General features: G+C 70.7%; 15 protein-coding genes and 1 riboswitch. Of the genes, 2 read left to right on the top strand and 13 right to left on the bottom strand.

From position 1 onward, the window contains the following. Nucleotides 1-247: 247 nt before the first annotated feature. The 3 genes from AC068D_RS23645 to AC068D_RS23635 form a co-directional block, all read right to left on the bottom strand. Nucleotides 248-1,420 carry an acyl-CoA dehydrogenase family protein gene (locus tag AC068D_RS23645; RefSeq protein WP_478825019.1) on the bottom strand — a complete coding sequence of 391 codons (1,173 nt, stop codon included), beginning with the start codon at nt 1,418-1,420 and terminating at the stop codon, nt 248-250. Between the two features lie 288 nt (nt 1,421-1,708). Further along, nucleotides 1,709-1,879, bottom strand: a complete 171-nt coding sequence (locus tag AC068D_RS23640) for an SCO1431 family membrane protein (protein WP_478825018.1) — start codon at nt 1,877-1,879, stop codon at nt 1,709-1,711. A gap of 98 nt (nt 1,880-1,977) precedes the next feature. Beyond that, complete coding sequence (locus AC068D_RS23635; RefSeq protein WP_478825017.1) at nt 1,978-3,339, bottom strand: C39 family peptidase; 1,362 nt, start codon at nt 3,337-3,339, stop codon at nt 1,978-1,980. A 240-nt stretch (nt 3,340-3,579) separates the two neighbouring features. On the opposite strand from AC068D_RS23635, the gene AC068D_RS23630 reads away from it, so the two are divergent. Continuing rightward, nucleotides 3,580-4,224 (top strand): uridine kinase family protein, encoded by a 645-nt coding sequence (locus tag AC068D_RS23630; protein ID WP_478825016.1) that lies wholly within the window; start codon nt 3,580-3,582, stop codon nt 4,222-4,224. Between the two features lie 359 nt (nt 4,225-4,583). Further along, nucleotides 4,584-6,488 (top strand): AAA family ATPase, encoded by a 1,905-nt coding sequence (locus AC068D_RS23625; RefSeq protein ID WP_478825015.1) that lies wholly within the window; start codon nt 4,584-4,586, stop codon nt 6,486-6,488. Nucleotides 6,489-6,582: 94 nt separating this feature from the next. Here AC068D_RS23625 and AC068D_RS23620 read toward each other — a convergent pair whose 3' ends face one another. The 10 genes from AC068D_RS23620 to ribD all read right to left on the bottom strand — a co-directional run bounded on the left by AC068D_RS23620 (nt 6,583) and on the right by ribD (nt 15,196). Beyond that, complete coding sequence (locus AC068D_RS23620; RefSeq protein ID WP_478825014.1) at nt 6,583-7,698, bottom strand: hemolysin family protein; 1,116 nt, start codon at nt 7,696-7,698, stop codon at nt 6,583-6,585. Further along, complete coding sequence (locus AC068D_RS23615) at nt 7,695-9,035, bottom strand: hemolysin family protein (protein WP_478825013.1); 1,341 nt, start codon at nt 9,033-9,035, stop codon at nt 7,695-7,697. Before AC068D_RS23615 ends, AC068D_RS23620 begins: the two co-directional genes overlap by 4 nt. A gap of 184 nt (nt 9,036-9,219) precedes the next feature. Further along, entirely contained in the window at nt 9,220-9,681 is a 462-nt protein-coding gene (locus tag AC068D_RS23610; protein WP_478825012.1) for a PH domain-containing protein, read from the bottom strand. A 30-nt stretch (nt 9,682-9,711) separates the two neighbouring features. Next, nucleotides 9,712-10,569: an ATP phosphoribosyltransferase gene (gene hisG / locus AC068D_RS23605; protein ID WP_478825011.1), complete on the bottom strand. Its 858-nt coding sequence runs from the start codon at nt 10,567-10,569 to the stop codon at nt 9,712-9,714. A 64-nt stretch (nt 10,570-10,633) separates the two neighbouring features. Further along, the gene (locus tag AC068D_RS23600; RefSeq protein ID WP_093658196.1) at nt 10,634-10,906 is read right to left on the bottom strand and encodes a phosphoribosyl-ATP diphosphatase; all 273 of its coding nucleotides are present in this window, start codon (nt 10,904-10,906) and stop codon (nt 10,634-10,636) included. A gap of 33 nt (nt 10,907-10,939) precedes the next feature. Further along, nucleotides 10,940-11,425, bottom strand: coding sequence for a 6,7-dimethyl-8-ribityllumazine synthase (gene ribH / locus AC068D_RS23595; protein WP_478825010.1), 486 nt, complete (start codon nt 11,423-11,425; stop codon nt 10,940-10,942). Nucleotides 11,426-11,455: 30 nt separating this feature from the next. After that, nucleotides 11,456-12,772, bottom strand: coding sequence for a bifunctional 3,4-dihydroxy-2-butanone-4-phosphate synthase/GTP cyclohydrolase II (locus AC068D_RS23590; protein WP_478825009.1), 1,317 nt, complete (start codon nt 12,770-12,772; stop codon nt 11,456-11,458). A gap of 91 nt (nt 12,773-12,863) precedes the next feature. After that, nucleotides 12,864-13,508 (bottom strand): nicotinamide mononucleotide transporter family protein, encoded by a 645-nt coding sequence (locus AC068D_RS23585; RefSeq protein ID WP_478825008.1) that lies wholly within the window; start codon nt 13,506-13,508, stop codon nt 12,864-12,866. Then, a complete protein-coding gene (locus AC068D_RS23580; RefSeq protein ID WP_478825007.1) occupies nt 13,505-14,113 on the bottom strand; it encodes a riboflavin synthase in 609 nt (202 codons plus the stop codon). Before AC068D_RS23580 ends, AC068D_RS23585 begins: the two co-directional genes overlap by 4 nt. Beyond that, on the bottom strand, nt 14,114-15,196 hold the full coding sequence (gene ribD / locus AC068D_RS23575; RefSeq protein WP_478825006.1) for a bifunctional diaminohydroxyphosphoribosylaminopyrimidine deaminase/5-amino-6-(5-phosphoribosylamino)uracil reductase RibD: 1,083 nt from the start codon (nt 15,194-15,196) through the stop codon (nt 14,114-14,116). A 155-nt stretch (nt 15,197-15,351) separates the two neighbouring features. Beyond that, nucleotides 15,352-15,482: riboswitch (FMN riboswitch) on the bottom strand. Nucleotides 15,483-15,891: the final 409 nt, after the last annotated feature.

Raw genomic sequence — 15,891 nt, 5'->3', positions numbered from 1 at the left:
GGTGACCCCGTGCCGCTGCCGGCCGTTTTGACGGACATGACTCCGCAGCACTCCACAGGTGGCTCGGGCCGTCGGCGGCTGACGACGCCACATCAAGAAGAATCGGTTCCGCGGTCGGCGGACCCGCCCATCTACCGTGACCTGGTGCGACGCTGGGCCAACGCCGGCAAGACCTTGCCCGGCCGCCGCGACCAGGAGTGGAACAGGCTCACGGCGGCACCGGCATGGACCCGGCGGACCGGCTGGGTCAGCGGGACTCTGGCCCAGCGAGGTGACGGGCGATGACCATGCGCTGGATCTGATTCGTGCCCTCGACGATCTGCAGCACCTTGGCCTCGCGCATGAGCCGCTCGACCGGGAAGTCGGCGGTGTAGCCGTAGCCCCCGAGGATCTGCACCGCGTCCGTGGTCACCTGCATCGCCACATCCGTGCAGAACAGCTTGGCCATCGCGGCCTGCCGGGAGAACGGCCTGCCCTGGTCCCGCAGCCGTGCGGCGGCCAGATACAGCGAGCGGCCCGCCTCCACCTTCGTCGCCATGTCGGCGAGCATGAAGCGCAGCCCCTGGAAGTCCGCGATGGGGCGGCCGAACTGCCGGCGGTCGCCGGCGTAGGAGACGGCCTCGTCCAGCGCCGCCTGGGCCACGCCTATGGCGCACGCCGCGATGCCCAGTCGTCCCGAGTCGAGTGCCGACAGGGCAATGGCGAAGCCCTGCCCCTCGTCGCCGATACGGCGGGCATCCGGGATGCGCACGCCGTCGAAGTGCAGCTGGGCGGTCGGCGAGCCCTTCATGCCCATCTTCTTCTCGGGCGCCGCGGCACTCAGCCCCTCCGCGTCACCGGGCACCAGAAACGCCGTGATGCCACGGGCCCCCTCCCCGCCCGAGCGGGCGAGGACGGTGTAGAAGTCGGCGACCCCGCCGTGGGTGATCCAGGCCTTGGTGCCGGTGATGACCCAGTCGTCCCCGTCACGGACGGCCTTGGTGCGCAGCGAGGCGGCGTCCGAGCCGGAGGACGGCTCGGAGAGGCAGTAGGCGCCGAGGAGACCCCCGCCGAGCATGGCGGGGAGATGCTCGGTCTGCTGCTCCTTGGTGCCGTAGTTGGCAAGGGCGTGGCAGGCGAGGGAGTGGACGCTCACGCCGAGCCCCACGGTGAGCCGTGAGGCGGCAAGCTCCTCGAGGACCTGGAGGTAGACCTCGTACGGCTGGTCGCCGCCGCCGTACTCGGAGTCGTACGGCAGGCCGAGCAGACCGGACTCGGAGAGCAGCGAGAAGACGTCGCGCGGGAAGTGGCCCGCCTCCTCCTCCTCGGCCGCGCGGGGTGCGATCTCCCGCTGGACGATGTCTCGGACCAGGGTGATCAGATCCCTGGATTCCTCGGTGGGCAGTGTCCGGTCCACCGGCTGCGGGGCGCGGTCGGGCATTGCGGCGCTCTCCTCCTTGTCGGGCGCTGCGGCGGGCGCGCGCAAGGTTGGACGGCGCCGCCGGATGTCACGTGATGCGCCGATGCTGCCCTCCCGGATCACGGAAGTGGCTGACCAGCGGCTGTGGCGGGTTGAGTATGCCCGATCGGGAGTCATCAGTCACGGGGTGGCATGGGCCGCCGGCCTCTGGGCCAGTGGCGTGGTCGCTTCCCCGGAACGGATCAACGCGTCAGCGGGTCCGCGAGGGCGTTGCGCGAGGACCGACGGCACGGGGACCGCCCCGCGGTCTCACATGAGGCCGGCCTGGGTCACCAGCATCGCGAAGAGGACGACGAGGACCCAGCCCAGGATGTGTTCGACGATCTTGGGGCCGTTGTCATCGGGGCCCCCGGTACGGGTCCGGGTGGCTGCTGCGCTGGTCGCGGTCATGGCTTCTCGCTCGGATGTCGTCGTGGTCATGGACGTCCCCCCGACTGCGTGACCCGACCACAGTGCCAGTTGCACCCTCCCGTGGGCAGTGACCGGAGTCACTGCCCATGGGACGGGGATGGGCGACGTCAGCGGATGCCGAGGGCGGTGAGGGCCCTGCGCTGCGCGGATGTCGGGCTCTCTGGCCAGTACAGGTAGCAGATGCCCCCTGTGCCGGACACCACTTTCCCGCTCGCGTTGTGGCGCTTGGTCCGGAGCCAGATGTTCTCCCACTCGCGGCGCCGGTAGATCCGGCGAACCGCCCTGTTGGACGGTGAGGCGGGATCGTTCGCGATCACATCGCCGGCGGGTGTGAAGCCGATGACGGTCATCAGATGGCCGGCGGTCCCGTATCCCGCACCTTTCAGCTCCTCCTTGAGGAACGACTGCGACGTCATGGCCGGGATTCCGACCCGTACGAGCGACTCCAGCTCGCCGAGCGTCCGCAGGCGGGTCACGACGGCGTTCAGACCGGGGTAGGTGGCGGCGTAGGCGGCGTTGAAGGGCCAGTTGCCGCAACCTCTGTACTGGTAGTCGTACGTGCGCCTGGCCGCGTGGCAGACCTGCGGATCCGCGAAGTCGGGGTCGACCCAGGCGAGGTCGGCGGCGGTCGGACGGCGCCCCCAGTACTCGATGATCATCTGCGAGGAGGTGGGGCTGCACCAGGCCTCGCCGCCGTTGTCGTACTCGGGGTACTGGCCGATGTGCGTGTTCTGCGAGTAGCGCGGGACGGCCAGCTCACGAGCGGCCGTGGGGGCGGACGCCGGCACGGTGAACCGGTCCGGGATGTCGGATGCCATCGCTCCCGCCCGCCACACCGTCGGGGTGAGGGCCGTGCCGGGCCTGCGGAACAGGGTGATCCGCAGCCGGTACGAGGTGAGACGGTGCCCCCTCGCGGGCTCGTCCACGGAGAAGGTGTCGGTCCGGACGGTGCTCCGGCCGTCGGTCTGGCCGTCGACCGAGGTGCGGCGGATGTCGCCGACCGCGTCGCCGGAGGTCCAGCGCCCCATGACGAACCAGGGGGCCGCCGTTCCGTCCGAGTAGGTGCCCGACAGCTGCACCTGGAGCCATGTACCGGCCGGGGTGCGGGCGTTCCACGAGGCGATGGCCTCCGTCGCCGGCACGGAAGGCCTGTGCACGGGCGAGGTCCAGATGGCGTACTCCCAGACGTCCGCCTTCCCGGTGTGCGGGTCGGTGTACCGGGTGCGGCCCACGGGCGTGGCGATGGCCAGGCCCGGCCGGGAGCCCGTGACGGCCCGCGTCCCCGAGTGGGTGCCCCCCTTCCAGTCGTCGTAGGAGCTCCAGAACCGGTTGTCGACGAGCGGGCCCACCGCGGCCGTGGCGACGGCGGTCGCCACGGACGCGCGGGCCGGCGATGACACCGCGGCGGCTCCTGCCGCTGCCGCGACTGCGGCGGTCAGGACGGTTCTGCGCGAAGCGGGTCCGGTCATGGAATCTCCGTCTCGGGGCGCGACACACTCAGGCGCGCCCCGAGCGCACACGAGGGGCGCACACGGGGCACGGCGGTGGGGCAACTATCCCTGGTCGCGTGCGGCTTCTGCCAGTGAATCGGGCCGTGTCCACCCGGGCAATATTGGTCTCGACCAGTGATGCGACCTGCGACGGGCCGCGACAGGACCGCGCATGCGGACTTTGGGGTGACCCCACGTGCGGCCTTTAGGGTGATCCCCATGAGCCGCTTCGCCCCCCTCGTTCCCGAGCGCGCCGCCGCAGATCTGCGGGCCCTGCCGCCGTCCTGCGGCCCGGTCCGGCTGGTCGCGGTCGACGGACACGCGGGATCCGGCAAGAGCACCTTCGCCGCCCGGCTCGCCGAAGCACTCGACGGGGCCCCCGTACTCCATCTGGACGACCTGGCCACGCATGACGAACTCTTCGGATGGACCCGCAGATTGCTGGACCAGGTGATCGGGCCGCTGTCCCGGGGCGAGTGCGCGCTCTACGACCCGTACGACTGGAATCTGCGGCGCTTCGGCGCCCCGCTCCCGCTCGCGCCGGCTCCGGTCGTCCTCGTCGAGGGCGTCGGATCCGGCAGGCGTGCGCTGCGACCCCATCTCGCGGGTCTGTTCTGGATGGACCGGGGCCCCCGGGAGTCATGGGCGCGCGGCCTCCACCGCGACGGGCCCGCGCTCTCGGGGTTCTGGGACGAGTGGACCCGGGCGGAGGCCCGCCATTTCGCCGATGACCCTTCGCGCCCCTACGCGGACACTCTGGTGCGGGAGGGAAACGAGGGATACGAGTGGCAACGTGGACCTGGCGCGACAGCAGGAGCGAGCCATCTCCTCACGCAGTGTGACCGACCTTCGCCACCGTACTGAGCAGTCGGAAATCCGCCTCCGCAAGTGCCCCAACTCCGCTTGACCCAAGGGCCATAGTGGTCTTACGTTCTCAATGTGCGGCTTTTCGGAGTCGCCGAAGCGCGAAGCCCCCGGTTGTTCCCCCGTGATCGGGGGCTTCGTTCTGCTCGTACACTCCCTCCCCGGCACCGTCATCCGCACCCAGTGCTCACCCTGGGTCACCATCTGCGGGACGCTCGCGCCACCTTATTCACCCGCCCCTGCGCAGGTACGATGCCCTTCGGTGCGGTCAATTCCCGTCCGCGAGAAGGTGGTTCAGCACGCTCCGACGGGCGCCCGCCCGGCGGGAGGGCACGGGGGCACGGTATGTGGGGGACCCGATGGACATCGGCACGCAGGGCGCGCCGGCGCCGGCCGACCTCGCCTGGGTGCGCGGCGTGGAGGCCTACACCATGGGCGCATATCCGCAGGCGGAAGAGGAGTTCAGAGCGGCCGTGAGGCTGGACCCCGCCATGGCGGACGGCTGGCTCGGTCTGCACGCGCTGCGCGTCGACACCACGACCGCGCTGCTTCGGATGTACCGCAATCGGGAGCGCTTCGGCGAGCAGCGGGCGCGCCACCGGAGGACGCTCAACTCCTGGTACTGGCTGGGCTGGTGGGTCCAACCCGTGCTGGAGAGCCCGCGTGATCTGCTGCTGGCGCATGCCTCGCACTGGCTGGACGGCCGGCATGTGCCGGAGCTGGACCGGGCTCTCGCCGGACTGCCCCCCGTGGACGCGGACCCCCAGGTGCGCTTTCTGCACGCCTGCCGCGCGTATCTGGTCAAGGACTGGGAGCAGCTCGTGCGGCACACCGAGCCGCTCGTCAACGATCCGCTGCTCGGCATCGAGGCCGGGCTGTTCGGCGGCATGGCACGGGTGCGGCTGGAGATGTACGGGCAGGCCGAGCCGCTGCTGTCCGCTGCGCTGATGCGCTGCCGCAGCGAGCAGCCGCAACGCAAGGAGCTGCGGTACTGGCTTGCACGCGCCCATGAGGGAACAGGACGCAGCGCGGCGGCGCTGCCGCTGTACCGGGCGGTGCACCGGGTCGACCCGGCGTTCATGGACACCTCGGCACGGCTGACGGCGATAGCGGAGTACGACGGCATCGACGGACCTGACGAGCCTCCCGGGCTCGCCGCGGTGTCGCTGGCCGGAGCGGGCTTCGGCCAGGACGCGGTCGACGCACAGCCGGGCGATCCGGAGCCGCCGCCGGTGTCCGAGCCGCGCTTCGGCGTCGAACCCCAGACGCAGTTCGGCGGCACCGCCACGGGCTCCCCCGTCGGCGGCGCGCGGGAGAAGACGGGCGTGCCGTCGCCGTCGGCCCCGCCGCAGTTCCCCGCTGGGCCCACCGACCCGGTCCTGCTCGCCGAGGCGCTGGCGGAACTGGAGAGGATGGTCGGCCTGGAGCCGGTGAAGCGCCAGGTGAAAGCGCTCTCCGCGCAGCTGAACATGGCCCGGCTGCGGGCGGGCCAGGGCCTGCCTGTGCAGCCGCCGAAACGTCATTTCGTCTTCTCGGGCCCCTCCGGCACGGGCAAGACGACCGTGGCGCGCATACTCGGCCGGGTCTTCTATGCCCTCGGACTGCTCGGCGGGGACCATCTCGTGGAGGCGCAGCGGTCCGATCTGGTCGGCGAGTTCCTCGGCCAGACGGCGGTGAAGGCCAATGAGCTGATCGACTCGGCACTCGGCGGGGTGCTGTTCGTGGACGAGGCGTACTCGTTGTCCAACACCGGTTACAGCAAGGGCGACGCCTACGGGGACGAGGCCCTGCAGGTGCTGCTCAAGCGCGCCGAGGACAATCGCGACCATCTCGTGGTGATCCTCGCGGGCTATCCCGAGGGCATGGACCGGCTGCTGGCCGCCAATCCGGGGCTGTCCTCCCGCTTCACCACCCGGGTGGACTTCCCTTCGTACCGGCCGCTGGAGCTCACCGCGATCGGCGAGGTGCTCGCGGCGGCCAACGGAGACGCGTGGGACGAGGAGGCGCTGGAGGAACTCCGCTCGATCAGCGGACATGTGGTGGCCCAGGAGTGGATCGACGAACTGGGCAACGGCCGCTTCCTGCGGACCCTGTACGAGAAGAGCTGCGCATACCGCGATCTGCGGCTCTCGTGCTACGGCGGCACCCCGAACCGCGAGGATCTGGCGACGCTGCGGCTCGCCGATCTGATGCAGGCGTACGGGGAGGTCCTGTCGGGCCGCGGCCCGGTGGACCGCGGCCCGCAGGACCCGACAGCGATGTGACGGCGTCCACGCCCGCCGGAACACGGGCGGCTCCCCTGAGTGCCGGGGCAGCCGCTCGCGTTCATCCGGCCGGTCCGTCCGTCCGTCGCATCAATCAGACTCCGGACGGACTCGGAGTGCGGGGCCCCGTGGATCCGTCCTCGAACGCCTTACGGGCCGGCACGGCCGACGGCGCCGGAATCATGCGGTGGGACGGGTCGCGGACCTCGCCCACCAGCGTCTCCAGGACATCTTCCAGAGCGACGAGTCCCAGCACCCGACCCGATGCGTCGGAGACCTGGGCCAGATGGGTGGCCGCACGGCGCATCACGGTGAGGGCGTCGTCCAGCGGCAGCTCCGCCCGGAGTGTGGCCATGGGACGCCAGATGTGCTGCGGTACGGCTCGCCCGTCGTCCTCCAGGTCGAGGACGTCCTTGACATGGAGGTATCCCATGAACGGACCGCCCCCCTCGCCTCGGACCGGGAAGCGCGAGTAGCCCGTGCGCACCGTCAGCTCCTCGATCTGCCGGGGAGTCACCGACGGCGGCACGGTCACCAGGGCCGCCCGGACGATGAGCACGTCCGTCACCGGACGGCTGCCCAGCTCCAGCGCGTCCTCGAGCCGCTCCTGCTCCTCCGGGTCGAGGAGTCCCGCCTGGCCCGCGTCCTCGACCAGCTGGCCCAGCTGGTCGCTGGTGAAGACTGCCTCGACCTCGTCCTTCGGCTCGACCCTGAAGAGCCTCAGCACCAGCCGGGCACACGCGCCGAGACTCACCGTCACGGGACGGCAGAGCCGGGCGAAGCCCACCAGCGCGGGGCCGAGCCAGAGCGCGGTCTTCTCCGGGGCCGCCATCGCCAGGTTCTTCGGCAGCATCTCGCCGATCACGAGGTGCAGGAAGACGACGACGGCGAGGGCGATGACGTAGCCGAGCGGATGGATCAGGGCCTCGGGGACATGGACGGCATGGAAGACCGGCTCCAGCAGATGTGCCACGGTCGGCTCGGCGACCGCACCGAGCGTCAGTGAGCACACCGTGATGCCGAACTGCGCGGCGGCCATCATCTGAGGCAGGTTCTCCAGGCCGTGCAGCACCTGGCGGGCCCGCGACGACGCCCCCGCGAGCGGTTCGATCTGGCTGCGCCGCACGGACACCAGGGCGAACTCGGCGCCGACGAAGAATCCGTTGGCCAGTACCAGGAGCACGGCGAACAGCAGTTGGAGAAGGCTCACCGGACGGCCTCCGCGACGGCATGGGCATCCGCGGTCCGTACCAGCCGCACCCGCTCCGCCCGGTACCGGTCCACCTGGCGCACGGAGAGCCGCCAGCCGGGCAGCTCGGCCCGGTCACCGGGGGCCGGAATCCGGCCGAGCAGATCGGCGACTAGCCCGGCGACGGTCTCGTACGGTCCGTCCGGCACGTCCAGGCCTATCCGCCGCAGGGTGAGGACACGGCAGCCTCCGTCGGCCTCCCACGCCGGGTTGCCGTCCTCGGGCGCGACCGGGGCCAGCTCGGGCTGACCCTCGCCCTCGTCGTCGTGCTCGTCGCGGACCTCGCCGACCAGCTCCTCGACGATGTCCTCCAGTGTGACGACTCCGGCCGTGCCGCCGTACTCGTCGACGACGACCGCGATCGGCTGCTCGCTGCGCAGCCGCTCCAGCAGCTGCCGCACCGGCAGCGTTTCCGGCACCAGAAGGGGTGGGACGGCGATACGGCCGACCGGTGTACGCAGCCGCTGGTGCGCCTGCACGGCGAGTGCGTTCTTGAGATGCACCATGCCGACGATTTCGTCGATGCGGTCCCGGTAGACCGGGAAGCGGGAAAGGCCGGTGGCGCGGGTGAGATTGAGGACGTCCGCCGCGGTGGCGTCGGACTGCAGGGCACTCATCTTCACCCGCGGGGTCATCACGTGCTGGGCCGTGAGACGGCCCAGCGAGAGGGTCCGCACGAACAGATCGGCCGTGTCCTCCTCCAGGGCACCGGCACGTGCCGAGTGGCGGGCGAGCGAGACCAGTTCGCCGGGGGTCCTGGCGGAGGCCAGCTCGTCGGTGGGCTCGACGCCGAGCGCTCGTACGAGCCGGTTGGCGACGGCGTTGAGCAACGCGATCACGGGCCTGAAGGCCGTCGAGAACAGATGCTGCGGACCGGCCACGAACCGTGCGACCTGCAGCGGCCGCGAGACCGCCCAGTTCTTCGGAACGAGCTCACCGACCACCATCTGGACGGCGGACGCGAGCAGCATGCCGATCACCACCGCAACCCCGGGGACCGCCCCGTCGGGTATCCCCACCGCGGTGAGCGGCCCGTCGAGCAGCTGCGCGAGCGCAGGCTCGGCGAGCATGCCGACCACGAGGGAGGTGATGGTGATGCCGAGCTGGGTGCCGGAAAGCTGGAACGACAGCTCGCCCAGGGCGCGTACGACACCCCGGGCACGGCGGTCGCCCTCGGCCGCGGCGCGTTCGGCGTCCGCACGCTCCACCGTGACGAGGCCGAACTCGGCGGCCACGAAGAAGCCGTTCGCGAGGATGAGCAGGAATGCCGCGCAGAGCAGCAGTAGCGGGACGATCATGCCGCCGCCTCGTCGGAGGGGGCGGCGCAGGTACTACCGGACGATCCGTCCATTGCCGGAGGGAGTCACTCCTCGGGTCGAAGGTGCCTCACGGGCCGTGGTCGGCCACGCGGGTGTGAGGCGGAGGCGCACTCGGCGCCTCCGCCTCAAGAGTAATCACGACTCCGCCCCGCAGGGCAGGGGCTCAGCCGTGGTCCGTGCCGGTGCCGCGCGATTCCGAGAGGGCACGAAGGGCCTGAGCGTCACGGATGGCATGGTGCCGGGCGATTCCCGGCTGGATTCCCAGGGCGGGGAGGCTCGTTCCATCGCTGAGATCGAGGAAGACCCACGGATCACCCGGACGGAGGTTGACACGGATGATCTCCGCCCACTCCAGCCGGCGGGTGCGGGTGAGATTGATGACCGTGACGCCCTGCTCGTCGGCGACGACCTTGGGCCGGCTCAGAAGAGCCAGCACACCGAAGAAGAGCAGCGCGGTGAGGATGAAACTGATCCGCTCCCCCGTGCTGAGCTTTTCCAGGGCGAGTGCGACGGCCGTGATGACGGCGAACATCACCGCTCCGACGCTCAGCAGCACCGCTCGGGTACGGGTCGGCCTGAAAGTGACCGGGAGCGCGGGAAGTTCCTGCTGGTCCACAGAAGACATGATCGTTGGTCCGCTCTCTGCGCAGGGCCGTCAGAGGCGGCAGGCGTGGATCGCGGTCGTCAGGATCGCGCGGGCGCCCAGCTCGTACAGATCGTCCATGATGCGCTGTGCCTCCTTGGCGGGCACCATCGCGCGGACGGCGACCCAGCCCTCGTGGTGCAGGGGCGAGACGGTGGGCGACTCCAGGCCGGGGGTGAGGGCGACGGCCCGCTCCAGGTGCTCGACGCGGCAGTCGTAGTCCATCATCACGTAGCTGCGGGCGACGAGGACGCCCTGGAGACGGCGCAGGAACTGCTGCACCTTGGGGTCGTCCGTCTCGTCGGAGTTCCCACCGGCTCGACGGATGACGACCGCCTCGGAGGTGAGGATCGGCTCGCCGATCACGCTCAGTCCCGCGTTGCGCAGGCTGGTCCCGGTCTCGACCACATCGGCGATGATCTGGGCGACACCCAACTCGATCGCCGTCTCGACCGCGCCGTCGAGGTGGACGACGGAGGCGTCGATGCCCTTGTCCGCGAGGTGCTTGGCGACGATGCCCTCGTACGAGGTGGCGATCGTCAGCCCGCCGAAGTCCTCGACACCCGAGGCGGTGCCGGGCTTGGTGGCGTAGCGGAAGGTGGAGCGGGCGAAGCCGAGCTGGAGGATTTCCTCGGCATTGGCGCCCGAGTCGAGCAGCAGGTCGCGGCCGGTGATGCCGATGTCGAGGCGGCCCGAGCTGACGTAGATCGCGATGTCGCGGGGGCGCAGATAGAAGAACTCGACCTCGTTCTCCGGGTCGACCAGGACGAGTTCCTTGGAGTCCTTGCGCTGGAGGTAGCCCGCCTCATGGAGCATCTCCCCCGCAGGTCCGGAGAGTGAACCCTTGTTGGGGACGGCGATGCGCAGCATGAGACGGGCTTCCTTCGTGTGCGTGGGTGCTTGCGTAGGCAGTGTTCGTACGGATCGAGTGTGCTCAGAGATGGGCGTACACGTCGTCGAGGGAGATCCCCCGGGCGACCATCATCACCTGGACGTGGTACAGCAGCTGGGAGATCTCCTCGGCTGCGGCTTCCTTGCCCTCGTACTCGGCGGCCATCCACACCTCGGCGGCCTCCTCGACGACCTTCTTGCCGATGGCATGGACGCCCTTGTCCACGAGCTCGGCGGTGCGGGAGGTGGCGGGATCGCCGTTGGCGGCCTTGTGCTGGAGCTCGGCGAAGAGCTCCTCGAACGTCTTCTTGGACATGGTGGTCCCACCCTACGCGGAAGTGGGTCCGCCTCAGCGCCAGGGTTCAGATACTGAACGCAGCGTGGCCGCCGTGGCCACCGCGGCGGTGACCGCCTCGTGTCCCTTGTCCTCGTTGGAGCCCTCCAGACCGGCCCGGTCGAGTGCCTGCTCCTCGGTGTCGCAGGTGAGTACGCCGAAGCCGACGGGGACGCCCGTGTCGATGGACACCTGGGTGAGGCCCTGGGTGACGCCCTGGCACACGTACTCGAAGTGGGGCGTGCCGCCGCGGATGACGACGCCGAGTGCGACGATCGCGTCGTAGCCGCGGTCGGCCAGCACCTTGGCGACGACCGGGAGCTCGAAGCTGCCGGGGACCCGCAGCAGGGTCGGCTCGTCGATGCCCAGTTCGTGCAGGGCGCGCAGCGCGCCGTTGACGAGGCCGTCCATGATTTTCTCGTGCCACTGTGCCGCGATGACCGCCACGCGGAGGTCTCCGCAGTTGCGTACGGACAGTTCGGGTGCGCCCTTGCCGCTCACGTGTCTCCTCGAATCCGTTCTCTTGCTGTCTTACTGGTTGCCGCAGGTGGATGCGGTGGTGGGGGTCCCGCCGGCGGAGCCCGAGGGGCCGTCCAGCCAGGGCAGGTCATGTCCCATGCGGTCCCGCTTGGTCCGCAGATACCGCAGGTTGTGCTCGCCGGCCTGCACCGGCATGGACTCGCGGCCGTCGACCTTCAGACCGTGCCGCACCAGGGCGGAGATCTTGTCGGGGTTGTTGGTCATCAGCCGGAGGCTGCGCACCCCGAGGTCGTCGAGGATCTGCGCACCGGCGGCGTAGTCCCGGGCGTCGGCGGGCAGGCCGAGCTCCAGATTGGCGTCCAGTGTGTCGCGGCCCCGTTCCTGCAGTTCGTACGCCCTCAGCTTGGACAGCAGGCCGATGCCGCGCCCTTCGTGGCCACGGAGGTAGACGACCACGCCCCGGCCCTCCTCGGTGATGCGCTCCATGGAGGCCTGCAGCTGGGGGCCGCAGTCGCAGCGCAGCGAGTGGAAGATGTCGCCGGTGAGGCACTCGGAGTGGACGCGGACGAGGATGTCCTCGCCGTCGCCGATGTCTCCGTGGACGAGGGCGACGTGCTCGACGCCGTCGACCGTGGAGCGGTAGCCGTAGGCGGTGAAGGCTCCGTGCTGTGTCGGCAGGTTGACCTCGGCCTCACGGCGGACGGTCGGCTCGGAGCTGCGGCGGTACGCGATGAGGTCTTCGATGGAGATGATCGTAAGGCCGTGCTTGCGTGCGAACGGGATCAACTCGGGCAGCCGGAGCATGACCCCGTCCTCGCCGGCGATCTCGACGATCGCTCCGGCCGGGCGCAGACCGGCGAGCCGGGCGAGGTCGACGGCGGCCTCGGTGTGCCCGTTGCGTACGAGCACCCCACCCGGCTTCGCACGCAGCGGGAAGATGTGGCCGGGGCGGACGAAGTCGGACGCCTCGGCCGTCCCACCGGCGAGCAGCCGAAGGGTGGTCGCGCGGTCGGCGGCCGAGATACCGGTGCTCACGCCGTGAGCGGCGGAGGCGTCGACGGACACCGTGAAGGCCGTGCTCATCGACTCGGTGTTGTGCGCGACCATCTGAGGCAGCTCGAGGCGCTCGAGCTCGTCGCTCTCCATGGGGGCGCAGATCAGCCCCCGGCATTCGCTCATCATGAAGGCGACGATCTCGGGCGTGGCCATCTCGGCGGCGACGACGAGGTCGCCCTCGTTCTCGCGGTCCTCGTCGTCGACCACCACGACGGGCCGTCCCGCGGCGATGTCACGGATGGCCTGCTCGACGGGGTCGAGCGAAAGGTCCTCGGAGCCGTCGGCCGGGTACCAGGTCGGCAGAGCACTCATGCTGTCCCCCAGGTGTTCGCTTCTCCGCCCGCGCGGTGCAGCGGAGCGGCTTTCGTTGTCGTGTGCGGGCCGGTGGCCGCGCGCGGGTCGCTCACGAGAGCGCTCCTTCCAGGGCCGGCGTGCGGGACCGGAGCCACCAGTCGCGCATGCCCCACAGGACGAGCACGAAGTAGATGACGTAGACGAGGCCGGAGAAGGCCAGTCCGCTGCTGAACGCGAGCGGTACACCGACCACGTCGACGAGCAGCCAGGCGAACCAGAACTCGACCAGCCCGCGGGCCTGGGCGACCATCGCGACCAGCGTGCCGACGAAGATGTAGGCGTCGGCCCAGGGGCTCCAGGAGAGCGACGGGTAGAGGGTGAACAGCCCGCCGACGGCGAGGGTGCCGACGATCGCGCCGCCTGCGAGCAGGGCACGCTCGGGCCAGGTGGCGAACCGTACGGCGATCGAGCCGTCCTGGGCCTGCTGCCTGCCCCGCGTCCACTGGCGCCAGCCCCACACGGCGACGCCGATGACGAGCAGCTGCTTGCCGACACCACCGGAGAGCTGCGCGGACGCGTATGCGGCGACAAGGACGACACCGGACAGCAGCTGGGCGGGCCAGGTCCATATGGAGCGCCGCCATCCGAGGGCGAGCGCGGCCAGACCGATCGAGTTGCCGATCATGTCGGACCACACGATGTGCTGGTCGAAGGCCGCGAATGCCTCCGAGTTCAGCCAGGAAAGGGCGCTCACTTGGCGGTCTCCTCGGCACGGGAGCCGAGCAGCCGCTCGACGTACTTGGCGATGACGTCCACCTCGAGGTTGACCGGGTCGCCGGGCTGCTTGATACCCAGCGTGGTCAGGTCGAGGGTGGTGGGGATGAGGCTGATGGTGAAGTAGTCGGGGCCCGCGTCGACGACGGTGAGGCTGACCCCGTCGACGGTGATGGAGCCCTTCTCGACCACGTACCGGGTGAGGTCCGCGGGGAGCGAGATCTTGACGATCTCCCAGTTCTCGGACGGATTGCGCTCGAGGACCGTGCCGGTGCCGTCGACGTGGCCCTGGACGATGTGCCCGCCGAGCCGCCCGCCGACGGCCATGGGGCGCTCCAGGTTGACGCGCGAACCGGTCCCCAGCGCGCCCAGGCTGGAGCGCTTCAGCGTCTCGGCCATCACATCGGCGGTGAACTCACCGTCGCCGAAGTCGACGACGGTGAGGCAGACGCCGTTGACGGCGATGGAGTCGCCGTGCTTCGCGCCTTCCGTGACGAGCGGGCCGCGCAGGCGGAAGCGTGAGGAGTCGCCGAGATTCTCGACGGCGGTGACCTCACCCAGCTCTTCGACGATTCCGGTGAACACTCAAGCTCCCTTGGGGACGGTCGCGGTGATGCGCAGATCGGGACCGGAACGGACGGTCTCCGTCACGTCGAGCCGCAACGCTTCGGTGATGGTGGAGATTCCGGCGTCGGCGAGGGCCGTCCGGCCCGCGCCGAGGAGAACGGGGGCGAGATAGCCGACGACCTTGTCGACTGCTCCCGCGGCGACGAAGGCCCCGGCGAGGGTCGGGCCGCCTTCGAGGAGTACGGAACGGACACCGCGCTCGTGCAGGGCCTCGAGCAGCGCGGGTACGGACAGTCCGCGGCCGTCTGCCGCCCGCGGCAGCCGCAGCACATCGGGGAGGCCGGTCTCGGCGTCCTCGGCGACCGCGATCAGGGTGGGTGCGGCGCCGTCGAGGACACGGGCTCCGGGCCCGACGGCAGTGGCTTCGGTGTCGACCACGACGCGCAGGGGCTGTACGGCGCCCTCGATGCCCCTGACCGCCAGGTGCGGGTCGTCGGCGCGCGCGGTGCCCGCGCCGACGACGACCGCGTCGGCCTCGGCGCGCAGCCGGTGGACGTCGGCCCGGGACTCCGGCGAGCTGATCCAGCGGCTGGTGCCGTCGGCGGCGGCGATGCGTCCGTCGAGGGTCGACGCGTACTTCCACAGGACGTGGGGGCGGCCGAGACGGACGGCGGTGAGCCAGGCGATGTTGCCGGCCTCGGCCTCGGCCTCGAGAAGCCCCTGCTCGACCTGCACCCCGGCCGAGCGCAGGGTGTCTGAACCGCCGGTGGCCTGCGGGTTGGGGTCGGCGACGGCGTAGACGACGCGGGCGATGCCGGCGTCGACGAGCGCCTGCGCACAGGGCCCCGTGCGGCCGGTGTGATTGCAGGGTTCGAGGCTGACGTAGGCGGTGCCGCCGTGGGCGCGCCGCCCTGCGGCGCGGAGGGCGTGGACCTCGGCGTGCGGGCCGCCGGCTCGCTGGTGGAACCCCTCGCCCACGCGCTGCCCGGAGGCGTCGGTGATGACGCACCCGACAACGGGGTTGGGGCTGGTGGAGCCGAGTCCGCGGGCGGCGAGCGCAATGGCTCGGCGCATGGCGTCCGTGTCGGCTGCGGTGGCCACCGGGTCCTCCTGCCTCTTCTGGCACGGACTCCGGGGCTGCCGATGAACGACAGAGGAAGCGGGACAACGCCTCACGGGAACGCCGGGCCGGCGGAACCGGTCGTCCGCAAGGGACGATCGGCCGCAGACGGCCGACGGACCACGTGGGTCGCCCGCCGCGCACTGCCTCCCATCCGGACTTTCACCGTCGGTCCAGGAATTTCACCTGGTCAACCGGCCGCTGGATGCGGACGGGTCGCGGACTGTAACCGCCGGTTCGGAATTACACCGACCCCGGAGTGCGCTGCTGCTGGTACAGGGCCAGTGTGCCATGGCCGATCCTCGACCATGCAGGGGAATCCCTGTGGGCTGGCTCACAACGGACGGCGACGCCGTGGTCACTCCCGGGAATCCCCGGCGTATGCACCGGCCACCGGGCCCGACCAGGGCTATTGACCCAACTGGTCTAGTCCTTTTAGTCTCTGCGTCACCTCACGGCGACGACCCGCCGGGGTCACCGCGGGGCCCCAACAGGTCCTGCCGTCCGGCCGGTTGGCGTCCGGCAGGAGACGTGTGCCGACGAGAACGCCCGGCGGCGGTTCCCGGCCCTTGCCGCCGCCGGGTCCCCGGCAGCGCGACCGTCCCCGGAGTTCACCGGCGACGCGGCCGCCTCCGTGACCACGACGCCGGCGAGCACCGGAACCCTCGGCGGCAGG

Source organism: Streptomyces sp. NPDC043861 (assembly GCF_056435905.1).
This window is presented reverse-complemented; position numbering and strand designations above follow the sequence as displayed.

Bases quoted from the DNA above. Each gene is read 5' to 3' on its own strand.
- AC068D_RS23630 (WP_478825016.1), top strand. From the start codon at position 3,580: ATGAGCCGCTTCGCCCCCCTCGTTCCCGAGCGCGCCGCCGCAGATCTG.
- AC068D_RS23615 (WP_478825013.1), bottom strand. From the start codon at position 9,035: ATGATCGTCCCGCTACTGCTGCTCTGCGCGGCATTCCTGCTCATCCTC.
- AC068D_RS23610 (WP_478825012.1), bottom strand. From the start codon at position 9,681: ATGTCTTCTGTGGACCAGCAGGAACTTCCCGCGCTCCCGGTCACTTTC.
- AC068D_RS23635 (WP_478825017.1), bottom strand. From the start codon at position 3,339: ATGACCGGACCCGCTTCGCGCAGAACCGTCCTGACCGCCGCAGTCGCG.
- AC068D_RS23590 (WP_478825009.1), bottom strand. From the start codon at position 12,772: ATGAGTGCTCTGCCGACCTGGTACCCGGCCGACGGCTCCGAGGACCTT.
- hisG (WP_478825011.1), bottom strand. From the start codon at position 10,569: ATGCTGCGCATCGCCGTCCCCAACAAGGGTTCACTCTCCGGACCTGCG.
- AC068D_RS23640 (WP_478825018.1), bottom strand. From the start codon at position 1,879: ATGACCACGACGACATCCGAGCGAGAAGCCATGACCGCGACCAGCGCA.
- AC068D_RS23600 (WP_093658196.1), bottom strand. From the start codon at position 10,906: ATGTCCAAGAAGACGTTCGAGGAGCTCTTCGCCGAGCTCCAGCACAAG.
- AC068D_RS23645 (WP_478825019.1), bottom strand. From the start codon at position 1,420: ATGCCCGACCGCGCCCCGCAGCCGGTGGACCGGACACTGCCCACCGAG.
- AC068D_RS23625 (WP_478825015.1), top strand. From the start codon at position 4,584: ATGGACATCGGCACGCAGGGCGCGCCGGCGCCGGCCGACCTCGCCTGG.